Raw genomic sequence first — 14,668 nt, 5'->3', positions numbered from 1 at the left:
CGCGACCCGAGGCGGTCGCGTCACGGCGGACCACGCGGTGAGCGGGACACGCGCGCCGGGGGCCGCGTCGGAGGCGCGCCCCGACCGGCGCTCCGGAGATCGCCGACCTCCGAGGCCCGGGTCATCCCGGGCCGGGACGACACCCCGCCGGGAGCCGCGACCCCACCACGTGGGCACGGGTGGCGGTGCGGTCAGTGCCGGCTCCCGCCCAGCGCGGACCGGCCGGCCTCGGCCGCCCGCGCCCCGTACCCGCCACCGAAGAGCACCGCGTGCACCAGCAGTGGGAACACCTGGTGCAGGCCGACGCGGTCCCGCCACCCGGGCGCCAGCGGGCGCACCTCCGCGTACGCGTCCACCAGCCGGTCGAGGTGGGGAGCGCCGAAGAGGCGGAGCATCGCCAGGTCGGTCTCCCGGTGGCCTCCGTGGGCGGCCGGGTCCAGCAGCACGGCACCAGGACGGCGCCGCCGCTCCGTCCAGAGGAGGTTGCCGCTCCACAGGTCGCCGTGCAGCCGCGCGGGCGGCTCGGTGGGGCCGGCCAGGTCGGGCAACCGCTCCTGGACCTGGCTCAGCACCGCCCGCTGGGAGGCGTCGAGCCGACCGAGATCGACGGCGCGGCGCAGGTAGGGCTCGAGGCGCTGTTCCCGGTAGAACGTCGGCCAGTCGGGGGCCGGCTCGTTCGTCATGTCCAGGGCGCCGACCACCGCCCGCCCCGGCCCGCCGGGTGGGGCGGCGCCGAAGGCGGGAGCGCCGGCCGCGTGCAGGGCCGCCAGCCCACGGCCCAGCTCCTCGGCGGCCGCCGCGCTGGGCGCACCGGGTGGGACGAAGTCGAGCACCAACCACCCCTCGCCGGCCGCCACCACCCCTGGCGCGAGGCCAGGCACGGCGTCGGCGATCCACCGCAGCCCCGCGTCCTCGGCCGCCACCGCCCGACCGGCCCGGTCCCGGTGGACCTCCGGGGCCTCGCCCGGCGCCTCGGAGCCAGGGCGGACCGGGAGCTTCGCGACGACGCGGGCGCCGTCCACCAGGTCGACGACGAAGACCGCGCCGATGTCCCCGCCGGGCAGTGACCGAGCGGTCACCGCGTCGGCGCCGAGCAGGTGCGAGACGGCCCTCCTGGCCGCCTCGGCCGAGGTCACGTCCGCTCCCGGATCCAGTCCAGCAGGCCGGGAACGGCCGCCTCCACCATGGCCAGCACCTCCTCGAAGTCCTCCACCGGCCCGCCGTAGGGGTCCGGGACGTCCGGGCCGTCGGCGGACGGGTCGAAGGACCGGAGCAGCCGGACCCGCTCGGGTGGCACGCGCCGGAGCAGGGCCCGCTGGTGGCCGGAGTCCAGCGCCACGAGGAGGTCGGCGTCCCACTGCTCGCCCCCGATCTGGCGGGCCGAGTGCGCCGTGGGGTAGCCGGCGCGCGCCAGCACAGCCCTCGCGTGGGGCTGGGCGGGTTCCCCGACGTGCCAGGACCCGGTGCCGGCGCTGCTCACCCGGACCTGGTCGGCGAGGCCGGCCCGCCTGAGCCGTTCCTCGAGGACGAGACCGGCGATCGGCGACCGGCAGATGTTCCCGCTGCAGACGAAGCACACGTGCACCACGCCCACCACCCTAGGCAGGGGCAGCGCCGGGAAGGGCCGGCCGGCGGGTGCGGGCCGGCCCGACGGCCACCGACACCGGCCGAACGCCTCGACGGGAGCGGTCGGCACGCCGGGGCCGGCGCGTTCCGGCCTAGGCTGGCGCACCGGAGCCGGTTCGGAGCCGGGCAGGAGAGAACGGCAGGCGGCACGCGCCGCCGGAGGAGGTCGACGGGTGACGGTCAGGGTCGCGGACGTCGTCGAGGTGTTGGAGGCGGCCTACCCGCCGGAACTCGCCGAGGACTGGGACGCGGTCGGTCTCGTCTGCGGTGACCCGGCGGAACCGGTCCGGCGGGTGCTGGTCGTCGTGGACGTCACCCCGGAGACGGTGCGGCAGGCGGTCGACAGCGGCGTCGACCTGGTGGTCGCCCACCACCCCCTGCTCCTCCGGGGCGTGCACGGCGTTCCCGCCGACACCGTCAAGGGCTCCCTCGTGCACCGCCTCATCCGCCACCACGTCGCCCTGTTCTGCGCCCACACCAACGCCGACGCGGCCAACCCCGGCGTGTCCGACGCCTTGGCGGCGGCCCTGGGGCTGCGCGTCACCTCGGCGCTGCGGCCGGTCGGCGACCCTGGCGCGCCCCGGCCCCTGGGCATCGGCCGGGTGGGTGAACTGCCCGAGCCGCTGCCCTTCGCCCGCTTCGTGGAACTGGTGGCGGAGTCCCTGCCCACGACCGCCTGGGGAGTGCGGGCCGCCGGCGACGCCGAGCGGGTGATCCGCACGGTCGCGGTCTCCGGCGGCGCGGGCGACTCGATGCTGGGCCTGGCCGCCGCGTCCGGCGTCGACGCCTACGTCACCGCCGACCTGCGGCACCACCCCGCCTCCGACCACCTCGCGGCCGGCACGGTGCCGGGTGGGCGGGCGCCCGCGCTGGTCGACGTCGCGCACTGGGCCAGCGAGTGGCCCTGGTGTAATCAGGCGGCCGAGGTGATCAGCGCCGGACTGCCCTCGGACGTCGAGGTGGAGGTCTCCCTGCTGCGCACCGATCCGTGGACGCTGCGCGCCGAACCGTCCCGGGAGCCCGACGTCCGGGATGTGACAGGCTGACTCCTCCGTCCGGTCGCCCCAGCCCGCTTTCGAACCAGGGAGGACGTCGCGTGAAAGCAGCCCCCGCGGTCCAACGCACACTGCTCGATCTCGCCGAGATCGACATCGAACTCAACCGGGTCGCCCACCGCAGGGGGTCACTCCCCGAGCTCACCGAGATCACCGGGATCGAGGCCGAGGCGGCGACCAGCCGGGACGCGGTGACCGCCGCCGCGACCGTGCTCGCCGACCTCCGCCGGGACGCCGACCGGCTGGAGAAGGAGGTCGACCAGGTCCGGGCCAGGGGCAAGCGGGACGAGGACCTGCTCAAGGGGGGGAACGTCTCCGCCCGGCAGGTCGCCGACCTGGAGCACGAACTGGAGTCGGTGCGCCGCCGGCAGGCCCTGCTGGAGGACGAGCTGCTGGAGCTGATGGAACGCATCGAGGCGGCCGAGACGCAGGTCTCGGTGGCCGAGGGCGAGTTGGCGGAGGTCCGCCAACGGTTGGGTGACGCCGAACGCCGCCGCGACGAGGCCCTCGCCGACCTCGGCACGGTCGAGACGCGGCGGACCGAGGCCCGTGAGGCGGTGGTCGGGTCCGTTCCCGAGGGCCTGCTGGCGCTGTACGAGCGGTTGCGCGCCCAGAAGGGAACCGGGGCCGCGCTGCTCCGGGCCCGCCGCTGCGGCGCCTGCCGGTTGGAACTGGACCGCACCGCGTTGTCGGAACTGCGCAAGGCGGCCCCCGACGACGTGGTCCGCTGCGAGGAGTGCGGTGTGATCCTGGTGCGCACCGGGGAGTCCGGGCTGTGACCTCGAGGGTGGTCGTCGAGGCCGACGGTGGTTCACGGGGCAACCCGGGGCCCGCCGGCTACGGTGCCGTCGTCTTCGACGCCGACACGGGTGCCGTGCTCGTGGAGCGGGCCGAGGCGCTGGGTGTCGCGACGAACAACGTGGCCGAGTACCAGGGCCTGATCGCCGGGTTGCGGGCCGCCGACGAGCTGGGGGCCGCCGAGGTGGCGGTGCGGATGGACTCCAAGCTCGTGGTCGAGCAGATGTCGGGTCGCTGGAAGATCAAACATCCGCAGCTCCAGCCGCTCGCGCTCACCGCGCGGGACCTCGCCCGCCGGTTCGACCGGGTGAGCTACGAGTGGATCCCCCGGGCCCGCAACGCGCACGCCGACCGGTTGGCCAACCAGGCGATGGACGCCCAGGCCGGGAACGGTCGGGGCGCGGCGAGGGAGTCGGCCGGCGGCGGTGCCCCCGCCCGGGATCGCCCACCGTCCAGTCGGGACGACGAGGCCCACCGAGGGAGCGCCCGGGCGGCGCCGACCGCCGCGCGGTGGTCGGGGGCCACCGGGGTGCCCACCCGCCTGGTGTTGGTGCGGCACGGGGAGACCGAGTACTCCCGCCAGCGGCGGTACGCGGGACGAGGGGATGTCCCCCTCACCGACTTCGGTCACGAGCAGGCCGCCGCGGCCGGTCGCCGCGTCGCGCGGCTGGTGGCTGACGGGGACTCGGCGCCGGTCCCGGTGGTCAGTTCCCCGCTCAGCAGGACCCTGGACACCGCGAAGCTCGTGGCGGACGCGGTTAGCGGGCAGGTCACGGTGTCCGAGCGGCTCGTCGAGTGCGACTTCGGGGAGTGGGACGGCCTCACCTTCGGTGAGGCGGCCGAGCGGGACCCGGACCTCCACGCGAGGTGGTTGCGGGACGCGAGCGTCGCACCGCCCGGCGGGGAGAGCCTGGACGAGGTGCACCGCCGGGTGCGGCGGGCCAGGGACGAGTTGATCGCCGAGCACGGTGGGCGCACCGTGGTCGTGGTCAGCCACGTGTCACCGATCAAGGCGCTGCTGCGGATGGCACTGGACGTGGGGCCGAGCCTGATGTACCGCCTGCACCTCGACGTCGCCTCGATCTCCGTCGCCAACTTCTACCCCGACGGGCACGCCTCGGTGACCTTGGTCAACGACACGACCTTCCACCCGGCCCTCGGCTGACCGCCGCCGGTCCGCCCCGCCGCTCATCCGCAGCGCCCGGGGCGGGCGGCCGGGACCTCCTCGTCCGGCCACACCAGCAACACCGCGCAGGGCGCGTGACCCACGACGAAGCGGGTGGCCGGTGCGAGGCTCTTGGGGCCGGTGAGCCGCAACCGCCCGTCCCGTCCGCACACGAGGAGGTCCGCTCCGGCGCAGACCGACAGGACCTCCCGTTCGGGGCGGCCGACCCTGGACACCGTCTCGCAGCCGCGTCCGAGCAGGCGGCGCCCCCTGGCGAGCAGGCGGTGCGCGGCTGCCTGGGCGAGCTCGTTGACCTGCTGGGTCGGCACGCGTTCCTGTCCCCGGCCGAGGAACCCGCGCAACCCACCGGCCGGGGTGTCCCCGTCGGGGGGAATCACGTGCAGGAGCACCACGGACTCCGCGTCGTGGGTGAAGTGGGTGGCGGCGGACAGACACGATCGCCACCCCGAATCGGTGACCCAGATCACGATTCGCCTCATGGTGGTCATCCTGCCGCACCGGGTCGGACCATCCACAGGGTGAACGGTCGGATCGCAGCGGCCTTGTGACGCGGTCCGCCGCTCCGCGTGGGATCTCCCGGCGGGGTGGGCCGGTCGGCCGCGTGCCGCTCGCTCGACGCCCGGCCACTAGACTGAACGGGGGGATGAGTCGGCCGGGCGGCCGCGACGGCGCGCCGCGTCGTCGAGGAAAGTCCGGACTCCACAGGGCAGGGTGGTTGTTAACGGCAACCCGGGGCGACCCGCGGGACAGTGCCACAGAAAACAGACCGCCCGGTCCGCCTCGGCGGACCGGGTAAGGGTGAAACGGTGGTGTAAGAGACCACCAGCACCCCGGGTGACCGGGGTGGCTCGGTAAACCCCACCCGGAGCAAGGCCAAGAGGGCGGGAGACCGCCTGCGCGAACGTTCGAGGGCTGCCCGCCCGAGTTCGCGGGTAGGCCGCTGGAGCCTGTCGGTGACGGCAGGTCTAGATGGATGGTCGCCGGCCGTCGGACCGAGAGGTCCGGTGGTCACAGAATCCGGCTTACAGGTCGACTCGTCCCCCCTTCTCGGTCCGTGCGCCCGCCAGCGGCGGGCGACCGCCCGCCGTCGTCGGTCGCCGGGTGGCGGCCGGCCTGGTGCCGAGGGGAGTGTTCCCGGCCCCGCCGTGAGCCGTGTGCCCGTCGACCCCCCGTGCTCCCCCCGTCGTCCTCCCGTGCCGTGCGGGAGCTGGCGGCGCGGCCCCTCGGGCGGCGGCGGGTCGACCGCGGCCGCGGATCGCCCGCCCCCGTCGCCCCCGTGTCCCACCCTCCGCCGGTCCGCCGGACGTCCCACCGCGCGTCGGGTGGTGGTGAGCAGTGGTCGCGTCTCCTGGCCGGTCCCCGGTGCGCTCCCCTCCGTGCCCTCCTGGGGAGAGGAACCGGCATGAACAACACCTGTTGCGAAAGAAGTGTTGCGCAACAAGTGTTGCGAGAAGTAGTCTGTGGTCATGGCAGAGAACAGGGAGGGTCGCCGAGACCCGAAGGCGCTCCGGGCACTGGCGCACCCCGTCCGCATCGCGCTGATGGACCTGTTGGCGGAACGCGATCGGACCGCCACCCAGTGCTCGGTCGTGCTGGGGGAGAGCGTGGCGAACTGCTCGTACCACCTCCGCACGCTCGCCAGGCACGGTTACGTCGAGCAGGCCGGTGACGGCGGCAGGGAGAAGCCCTGGCGGCTCGCCAGCTTCCACCAGACCCTGGTGATCGACGGAGCCGACGACGAGTCCGACCTGGCGAGCGAGGCGGCCACCGAGGCGTTCCTCGAACACGACTTCGACATCCTCCGGCAGGGCATCCGCACCCGGGCCCGCGAGCCGGAGGGGTGGCGGGAGGCGACGGGCGTCGTCAGCGCCACCACCTTCGTCACCCTCGAGGAGATGCGCGAGCTCCGCCGGGACCTGATGCGGGTCCTCGAACGCTTCACCGACCGGCTGGAGAACCGCGACGCCCGCCCCGATGGCGCCAGCCAGGTGCGCCTCGTCCTCGGTATGACGCGCCGGCCCGGTGTCGGGCCGGAGCCGTCGCCGCCCAACGGCGGCTGAACCGCGCCCCCTCGACACCCCTGCCCACCGTGGCACCCACTCGGGGCCACCCCACACCGGAGAAACCGGAGAGAACCATGGACGCCTGGACGGAACTCGCCCTGATCGACGCCACCACGAGCCGGCACCACCGGCCCATGAGCGACGCGCACGCGCGCGGTGGGCACGGCGGCCCCGGTCGCACTCCCCGAGCGACGAGGGACAGGGAGGAGAGACCGGCGCACCACCAGTGGTCGTGGTGGCACGCCCGGCGACTCGCGCTCTGACCGGCAGCTCGTTCCTCGCGCCCCGGGAACTCCGCGCTGGAGTCCGCGTCGTCCCCTCCCCGCCGGGCTCGGTCCCCGCCGACGAGACGCACCGCCGCCCGGGGAGGGAGCGCGAGAACCGTGCCCACCGGGGGAGACGGCGCACCCCGACGAGGAGGCCCGCCGCCGCGCGGCCCAGCCCCGGGATCGGCGCCGGTGTGCCGGGCCGGTGTGCCGGGCCGGTGTGCCGGGCCGAACCCCCGAGGACCGGGTCCAGCGGTTCCCGATGACGCGGTCCGGGGCCGTCAGGGCCCGGGTCGAGGGGTCGGCCACGTGCCGGGACCTCTCGCCCGCCGCCCGCCGGCACCCGCCATCCCGGGGACGTGCGTCGAGGCGGAGGCGGTTCCGGTCACGCGGCCCTCGAAGCACCGCTTTCCTACCGAGGCACAAGGGAGCGACCACGGTGGTCGCCCCCTCGGCATCCCGGTTGGCGGACGCCGTCCCCGGCCCACCGAAGCCGGTTCCTCCTCGGGGCCGTGCGTGCCCGGCGCGGTGACGGCCGGGTCTCCCGGGCCCGGGTTCGGCCCCAGAGGACACCGCCCGCCGGTTCCCCCGGTCTCCGCGTCCCACCGGGAGCGGGCGGCTGGGCCGTCCCACCCGAGGCTCCCGACGACCACGAGCTCCCCCGGGTGCGGTGGATCAGCACCGAATGCGCTGTCCGGCCCGGTGTACTGGGCCATCCGGGTGGTTGAGTGTGGGCTGGCTCAAAGCCGAACTCGGGACGATCCGCCGCCGAGCGAGCGCCGGCATGCCCGGGAACTGCGCGGATACCCCCACCGCCGCCGGACATCGCCCGCCGTGACCGTCCCATCGGGACCAGGTAGCCCTGGTTGGAGTCGTGCGGTGTGAAGATCGTCTCAGGTAGCCTGGAACCGTTCCCGGCCGGAGGAACGGCCTCCCGTCGTTGCCCGGCAGGGGATCCGGAACCAGTGGGACGCACGGGGACCCCGATCGTTCCACGGCTTCGGGGTGCCCGAAACAACCGCGCGCGTCCGCGACCAGGCCGTTGTGGACGACTGGCGGTGGCAGGGGATGCGGCGGCGTTCTGGCCGCCACACCACGAGCCACCCGGTCCTACCACGGTGGGTCACCACCAGCTCGCAAGTGAGTGAAACCGCCCGGCAGTCGGGAGAATCCCGGGCCGAGCAGTGACGTCGCCGTCCGCCGTGCCGATGATGGGTGGAGCCAGAAATGCATGTGACCTGGGTCGGAGGGGACGCCGTTGGGCCGACAGCCGGCACTGGCGCCACTACCCCTTGTCACAGTGGCGTGTTGTACTCGACAGTGCCCACAGTCGCCGAGGCCACCAGTCCCGGTGACGCCGACAGCGCTCCTCGCCTTCAGGAGTTAGGACCATGACCGCCACGGCTTCCACGATGATCGCCACCAGCCTGGAGACCACCGGGCTCACCGACTGGATCATCGGCAACATCGTTCCGCTCCTGCTGCTCACCGTGGCCATCCTGATGCTGTGGTTGGGCGGCGGGCAGGGTGACAACGCCGGTGTCATGCGCCGGGTCGGCGGTGTCCTGATCGCGCTCGGCGTCATCGGGCTCGCCGTGACGGGAGCCGGTGTGAGCATCGGTGAGTGGATCGCGGGCCTGTTCGCCGCCAGCCCAGGGTGAGCCGTGCGCATCCGCACTGACGACGAGATCTACCGGGTCGATGCCGTCTGGCTCGGCCCGCCCCGCGCGACCTTCCCCTGGCGCGCGCGGTACGTCGCGTGGGGAGTCGGCCTGTTCGTCTTCCTCGCGGTGTTGACCGTCGAACGGCAGATGGGGATCGGGTTCGGGTTCTTCTCCACGGCCTGGGCCGTGGTGATCACGATCGTGCTCACCAAGATCATCTGTTCGCGGATCAGCCACGAACGGCCGTTCGGCTCGGTCATGGCGCTGTGGGCGCGAGAACTGACCGCACCCAGACAACGACATTCCGGAAGGGGCGGCGCGGTGAGCGCGTCGCGGGTGAGGGTCAGGAACGGCCGCCCGCGACCGAAGCGGGCCACCAGGAAGTCGGCCCGCCGGCGCCAGGCGCGCGGCCGCTCCCGGACCAAGGAGGTTCGTGGTGTTCCGACGTCGGCGCGATAGGAACCGAGGTTCCCGAGGGGGCGCCGCCCAGCGGCAGACCGCTCGCGGCGGCAACACCGCGAGACGGCACGCGGAGCCACCGCTGCCACCGGTGGAGCAGCAGCGCGGCCGCCCCTCGGGCAAGAAGGCGCGCCGGCTGCCCGGGGAAACGGTGATCCCCAGCTACACGCCGTCCATCAACGCGCGCAGCATCGACGGCCACCTGCTGCGCACCGGGCAGGACGTCTACGCGTGGTACCGGCTCGCCCCGCAGCGGTGGTCCTTCCGCTCCGACTCGCAGCGGCAGGACCTGATCCAGGCCATCGCCGGCCAGTACTCCGAACTCCAGGGCCGGTGGCTGCACCTGCGCGTCACCACCCGGCCCTACCCCATCCGGATGTGGGCCGAGGCGCACGTCCACAACGCGGTGGGCCGGCCGCCGGACAGCCCCGGCGCGATGTCCTTCGACGACTACATGGTCGGCGAGCAGCAGCAGCTGATGGGCCGGTCGATGGCGGAGAAGGAGGTCTACATCGGAGTCCAGGTGCAGACCCGCAACGCCCTCGACCGGGCCGTCGAACGCGCCGCCCCCGTGCTCCGCCGGATCTTCCCCGAGGCCGTGGACGCCGAGCTCGTCGCACTCGACAGCGAGATCGAACACCTCGACCAGGTGATCGGCGGCAGCGGGCTGGAGGGCGCTCCCGTCACGGCCGAGGAGATGTCCTGGCTGATGCACCGCTCCTGCTCGCTGGGGCTGCCGGCACCGCGCAACATGCCCGCGGTGCCGGGCTCCACCTGGGAACCGGAGGACCTCGCCTCCTTCACCGACGCCGCCGACCTGCACCAGGAGCCCTACTCCCCGACGGTGACCGTGCGCGGCCGCACCGGGTCCAACGCGGGGATGACCCGGCACGTCGCCGTCCTGACGGTGGGGATGACCCACGGCCTCCAGATCCCCGAGGTCGACGACCCGTGGATGCAGCGCTCCGACCGGCTGCCCGCCCCGGTGGAGTGGTCGGCGCGGATCTACGTGCGGCGCCCGGAGGACGTCTCCGGTGAACTCCAGCGCCAGATGAACAAGGTGCGGTCGCAGGTCCGGCACTACACCGACGAGCACGAGCTGGAGCCGCCCCAGTCGCTGGCCCGGCAGGCGTCGAGGGTGCTGGAGATCGACGACGAGATGACCACCGGGTTCACCGCCCTGGCCACCCGGGTGCGGTCCTGGTGGCGGCTCGCGGTGTCCGGACCGACCGAACGGGACGCGCTGCGGCTGGCCCAGCAGATCCTCGACCTCTACAAGCCCAAGATCGCCATCGAGCACCCGGAGGGGCAGTACGCCCTCGCCAGGGAGTTCATCCCCGGGGAACCGCTGGCCTCCAGCGCCTACCTCCGCCGGGGCTCGGTCATCTGGGCGGCCTCGGCGGTCCCGGCCGCCACCGCCGACGTCGGCGACCGCCGGGGCATCCTGCTCGGCGAGACCTGCACGGCGACCCGCCGCCCCGTCGCCTGGGACCCCTGGATGGCCCAGGAGGTGCGGGACGGCTCCGGGCTGTCCGCCCTGGTCGCCGGGCTCGGCGGCGGCAAGTCCTTCCTGGGCGGCGGCGTCGTCTACAAGACGCTCCGCGCCGGCGCGCACTGGACCCTGCTGGACCCGTCCGGGCCGCTGGCGGCGCTCTGCGAACTCCCCGAGCTGCGCCCGTACGCCCGGCCGATCAACCTGCTCAACGCCCAGCCCGGCATCCTGAACCCCTACCGGGTGGTCGCGGAGCCGCAGCTCGAACACTTCGCGGACGAGGACGACCCGGAGCGGGCCTGGCGCAGGGAACGCGCGCTGTCCGCCGCGACCAGGCGGCGCCTCGTCCTGGACGTCCTTACCGGACTGCTGCCCTACGAGGTGTCCCGCCTGGCCCAGACCAGGATCGTGCTGCTGCGCGCGGTCCGGAACGTGGGCGGCCGGCCGGACGCCCACCCCGGCCTGGTCTTCGAGGCCCTGCGGCGGGACGCCACCGAACACCGCGAACACGCCCTCGCCGTGGCGGACTTCCTGGACGAGATGCGTGAGCGCATGTCGCTGCTGATCCCGGAGTACGACGACGACCCCTACTCCCACCAGCGCGACGACCGGCTCACCGTGTTGACGATGGCCGGGCTGACCATGCCGAAGGACGGGGTCGGCCGGGAGCACTGGACCGACGCCGAGGCACTCGGCGTCGAGCTGCTCAACCTCGCGGCCTGGCTCACCCAGCGTTCGATCTACGACCGCCCCAAGGCCGAACGGAAGGGCGTCTGGATCGACGAGGCCTTCTTCCTCTCCGAGGTGCCCACCGGGCGCGTGCTGATGAACCGCTTCGCCCGGGACTCCCGCAAGTGGAACGTCCGGGTGCTGCTGTCCAGCCAGATCCCCGGCGACTTCCTCAAGATCCAGGGATTCGTCTCGCTGTTGGACTCCGTCTTCATCGGACGGCTCGACGACGAGGACGCCCAGGCCGACGCCCTGCGACTGCTCAAGGTGCCGGTGGGAGCCGGCTACGAGCAGGTGGTCGCCAGCCTGGGCCGCCGGCCCGGCGGCGAGCGGATGGCGACCGAACGGGACCAGGCGCCCCGGCAGTTCATCTTCGGTGACGGTGCCGGCGGCGTCGAGCGCATCCGCATCGACTTCTCCGGCCCCCACCTCGCGCACCTGCGGGACGCCCTGGACACCACGCCGGGGCACACCGCGGAACCGAAGGCGGCGCGACCCGCGGTGGACCCGGTCGAGACGGACGGCCTGGACCCGACCGTGCCGGGCGGAGCGGACGACAGCCTGGACAGCATGTACTTCAACGGAGTCGGCGCGGGTGGCTCCCCGTCCACCGGCAGCCGGCCCCGCCGGGACAACCGGGGGGATCCGACGTGACGGCGGTTCTCGTGCTGGCGGTCGTGGGGGCGCTGGTCGCCCTCGCGGCCCTGCGGACGCGGGCACGGGACACGCGGCGGGCGGAGGCCCCGCCGCCGGGCACGACCGCACCGGCCCCGGAGGAAGTGCTGGCACGGCGCACCGGACGACGCCGTCGGGGGGTGCTCGGCGTCGTCGTCCTCATCCTCGCCGGGCAGGTCGTGCTGGGTGGCCAGGCCCACGCCCAGGACAGCGGCTGCCGGATCGCCCCCAACCCGGAGCGGCCCGGGGCCGGCATGGTGGGCGCCCTCGACCCGGCGCCGATCGGGCGAGGCGTTCCCGGGACGGTCTACGACGAGGTCGGCTACGCCGGTCTGGTCTGGCACACCTACGACCTCGGCTGCGGCCCGGAGGGGATGCGCAACCCGAACGCGGTCATCGACACCTGGGCGGGCAACCAGCTCTTCAACGTGGGCAAGAACATCGTCGGCGCCACCATCGGCCTGCACTACGCCCTGCTCACCGGCACCATGATGGCCCCCCTGGACGACCTCGTGGTCACCGGGACCAACGCCCTCTACAACACCGTCTACACCCCCTGGTTCGGCCTGGTCGCCGTCGTGCTGGGCGTGCTGCTGTTCCGGTACATCTGGCGGGGCGAACTGGCCACGATCAGCAAACGGGGGCTCTGGGCGCTGGCCGGCATGTGGCTGGCCGCCGCCACCTACCTGACCCCGCTGATCTACACCCACCTGCTCGACGACCTGCTCATCAAGGGCACCTCCGCCATCCAGGGCGGCTTCCTGGAGGAGGTCGGGGTCGACGAGCGCAACGCGCTGCCCAGCGTGCTGCACCAACACGTCATCTACGACAACTGGCTACGCGGGGAGTTCGGGGCGAACGACGCGCCGCAGGCGGAGGAGCTCGGAAGGGACCTGGTGCGGGCCCAGGCCTGGACCAAGGACGAGGTCGCCCAGAACCTCGACGCGGGCTCGCCCGACGAGAAGAAGGCCGAGTTCCACGAACTGGCCACCCAGATGGGCAGCACCTACGGCTACTTCCAGGGCGTGGACGGCAGCCGGATGGGCGCCGGGTTCCTGGCGATGGTGCAGTCCGTCGCCTACGCCCTGTTCCAACTGCTGGCCAAGGCGGCGATCCTCCTCGCCCAGGTGCTGTTGCGGGTGCTCATCCTCGCCGGGCCGATCATCGGTCTCGTCGCCATGATCCACCACGACATCCTCCGGCGGATCGGACGCGCCGCCGGCGCCACCCTGCTCAACGTGGTGGTCGTGGCCGCGCTGGCCGGCCTGCACACCATGGTGCTCAACTGGCTGTTCAGCCCGGCCCGAGGGTTCGACCTGCTCACCCAGATGCTGCTGGCCGGCCTGATCACCCTGGTCCTGTTCATGATCGCCAAACCCGTCCGGCGGATCTGGCAGATGATCGAGCTCTCCGCCGGGGCCGTGGGCGCCGGTGTCCCCGGCGCCCCCCAGGGGCTCCTCTCCCGGTGGCGCAAACGTCCGGACACCACTCCGCAGGACCGGTTCTGGGAACAGGTCAGGGAAGGCGAGGACGACGCCACGCCGGGGCCAGTCCAGGGCCGTGGACGGGTGCGTCCCGAGGGGACCGTGCCCCCGGTCAACGCCGCCGTCGAACGGCTGGACCGCCGGGCGGCTGCCGCGGCCCTGCCCGTGGGTGCCACGGCGGCGCGCGCGGACCCGAACGTCCCCCCCGAGGGAGGAGTCCGGGCCAGTACCAGCTCACCGGCGCTGCCACCGGGGCGGCGCAGCCGGATCACCGACACCTCCCCGGTCACCGACCGCGGCTGGGACCGGGTCGGCGAGGACGCGGTGATCATCCCCTCGCAGGTCCCGACCAGCCCCGGACCCACCCACCCGACCTCGCCCGCCGCCCGCCAGCCCCGCCGGGCGGAGATGGAGATGGTCGCGGGGCGCCCGGTGTTCGTCGTCTACCGCCCGTCCAGAGGACTGGAGGTCAGGGACGACGGCGGCAGTCACCCGAGTTGAGGAAGGAGCGACCGTGCCCATCCGCACCAACCGCGGCCGCGCCGCCGTCTACCGCAAGCTGTGGGGGTGGCCGCTGCGGTCACCCCGCCACCTGACGGCGACCGTCGTCCTGCTGCTGGCCGCCGTCGTCGGTGTCGGGGTGGTCGTCTCCGACGGGATGCCCTTCGCCGGCGACGCCGACCAGGGGCAGGCCGGCCCCTCAGCCAGCCCGACCCCGCCGGCCGGGGAGGAACCGGGCGCTGGGCCGTTCCCGACCCGCATCGGGACCGCCGAGCCCCCCGCCACGACGACCACCACGCCGTGGGAGAGCGCCGAGCCCCCCAGCATCTCCGTGCCGGACCTGCCCCCGGAGTCAGCCGCTCCCGACCCCGAGGGGCTGGCGGTCGCCGAGGCGTGGATGCGGGCCTGGGTCACCCACGCACCCGGGGACACCACCGAGCAGTGGCTGGCCGGGATGGAGGAGTACACCACCGACGAGTACCTCACCATCGTCGGTCTGTCCGATCCGGACAGCGTGCCCGCGGACGCCGTCACCGGGGACCCGGTGCCGGTGGAGTCCACGACCACCTCGATGCGGGTGCGGGTGCCGACCGACGCCGGGGAGGTCGAACTGTTGTTGATGACCACGGACCAGGGGTGGCGGGTGTCCGGCCACAACCCGGTGGAGTGA

At 73.8% G+C, this 14,668-nt stretch carries 13 protein-coding genes and 1 other RNA gene; 11 read left to right on the top strand and 3 right to left on the bottom strand.

Annotated features, from left to right (window positions below; translation table 11 throughout):
- Positions 1 to 191 precede the first annotated feature (191 nt).
- Both C1701_RS05885 and C1701_RS05880 read right to left on the bottom strand, forming a co-directional pair.
- A complete protein-coding gene (locus C1701_RS05885; RefSeq protein WP_103055654.1) occupies positions 192 to 1,136 on the bottom strand; it encodes a fructosamine kinase family protein in 945 nt (314 codons plus the stop codon).
- Positions 1,133 to 1,585, bottom strand: a complete 453-nt coding sequence (locus C1701_RS05880; protein ID WP_026417054.1) for a low molecular weight protein-tyrosine-phosphatase — start codon at positions 1,583 to 1,585, stop codon at positions 1,133 to 1,135. Before C1701_RS05880 ends, C1701_RS05885 begins: the two co-directional genes overlap by 4 nt.
- 214 nt (positions 1,586 to 1,799) lie before the next feature.
- On the opposite strand from C1701_RS05880, the gene C1701_RS05875 reads away from it, so the two are divergent.
- Genes C1701_RS05875 through C1701_RS05865 form a run of 3 tightly spaced genes read left to right on the top strand, consistent with a single transcriptional unit; the run spans position 1,800 to position 4,644 of the window.
- Complete coding sequence (locus tag C1701_RS05875) at positions 1,800 to 2,672, top strand: Nif3-like dinuclear metal center hexameric protein (RefSeq protein ID WP_030107240.1); 873 nt, start codon at positions 1,800 to 1,802, stop codon at positions 2,670 to 2,672.
- Positions 2,673 to 2,722: 50 nt separating this feature from the next.
- Positions 2,723 to 3,460, top strand: coding sequence for a zinc ribbon domain-containing protein (locus C1701_RS05870; protein ID WP_026417052.1), 738 nt, complete (start codon positions 2,723 to 2,725; stop codon positions 3,458 to 3,460).
- Positions 3,457 to 4,644 (top strand): bifunctional RNase H/acid phosphatase, encoded by a 1,188-nt coding sequence (locus tag C1701_RS05865; RefSeq protein ID WP_103055653.1) that lies wholly within the window; start codon positions 3,457 to 3,459, stop codon positions 4,642 to 4,644. Before C1701_RS05870 ends, C1701_RS05865 begins: the two co-directional genes overlap by 4 nt.
- A gap of 23 nt (positions 4,645 to 4,667) precedes the next feature.
- On the opposite strand, the gene C1701_RS05860 is transcribed toward C1701_RS05865, so the two are convergent.
- Entirely contained in the window at positions 4,668 to 5,144 is a 477-nt protein-coding gene (locus C1701_RS05860; RefSeq protein WP_035291326.1) for a universal stress protein, read from the bottom strand.
- Between the two features lie 165 nt (positions 5,145 to 5,309).
- On the opposite strand from C1701_RS05860, the gene rnpB reads away from it, so the two are divergent.
- The 8 genes from rnpB to C1701_RS05820 all read left to right on the top strand — a co-directional run bounded on the left by rnpB (position 5,310) and on the right by C1701_RS05820 (position 14,668).
- An RNA gene (gene rnpB, locus C1701_RS05855) (RNase P RNA component class A) lies at positions 5,310 to 5,706 on the top strand.
- Positions 5,707 to 6,131: 425 nt separating this feature from the next.
- Positions 6,132 to 6,725, top strand: a complete 594-nt coding sequence (locus C1701_RS05850) for an ArsR/SmtB family transcription factor (RefSeq protein ID WP_103055652.1) — start codon at positions 6,132 to 6,134, stop codon at positions 6,723 to 6,725.
- Positions 6,726 to 6,802: 77 nt separating this feature from the next.
- Positions 6,803 to 6,991: a hypothetical protein gene (locus C1701_RS05845; RefSeq protein ID WP_030107235.1), complete on the top strand. Its 189-nt coding sequence runs from the start codon at positions 6,803 to 6,805 to the stop codon at positions 6,989 to 6,991.
- A gap of 1,394 nt (positions 6,992 to 8,385) precedes the next feature.
- Positions 8,386 to 8,655, top strand: coding sequence for a hypothetical protein (locus tag C1701_RS05840; protein ID WP_026417049.1), 270 nt, complete (start codon positions 8,386 to 8,388; stop codon positions 8,653 to 8,655).
- Positions 8,656 to 8,658: 3 nt separating this feature from the next.
- Complete coding sequence (locus tag C1701_RS05835) at positions 8,659 to 9,117, top strand: hypothetical protein (RefSeq protein ID WP_026417048.1); 459 nt, start codon at positions 8,659 to 8,661, stop codon at positions 9,115 to 9,117.
- 91 nt (positions 9,118 to 9,208) lie between these two features.
- Positions 9,209 to 11,992, top strand: coding sequence for an ATP-binding protein (locus tag C1701_RS05830; RefSeq protein ID WP_245588656.1), 2,784 nt, complete (start codon positions 9,209 to 9,211; stop codon positions 11,990 to 11,992).
- The gene (locus tag C1701_RS05825) at positions 11,989 to 13,998 is read left to right on the top strand and encodes a hypothetical protein (protein WP_081715170.1); all 2,010 of its coding nucleotides are present in this window, start codon (positions 11,989 to 11,991) and stop codon (positions 13,996 to 13,998) included. Before C1701_RS05830 ends, C1701_RS05825 begins: the two co-directional genes overlap by 4 nt.
- A 13-nt stretch (positions 13,999 to 14,011) precedes the next feature.
- Positions 14,012 to 14,668, top strand: coding sequence for a hypothetical protein (locus tag C1701_RS05820; RefSeq protein ID WP_103055651.1), 657 nt, complete (start codon positions 14,012 to 14,014; stop codon positions 14,666 to 14,668).

The sequence above is a fragment of the Actinoalloteichus sp. AHMU CJ021 genome, from assembly GCF_002895405.1.
GTDB classification, from domain to species: Bacteria; Actinomycetota; Actinomycetes; order Mycobacteriales; family Pseudonocardiaceae; genus Actinoalloteichus_B; species Actinoalloteichus_B caeruleus.
This window is presented reverse-complemented; position numbering and strand designations above follow the sequence as displayed.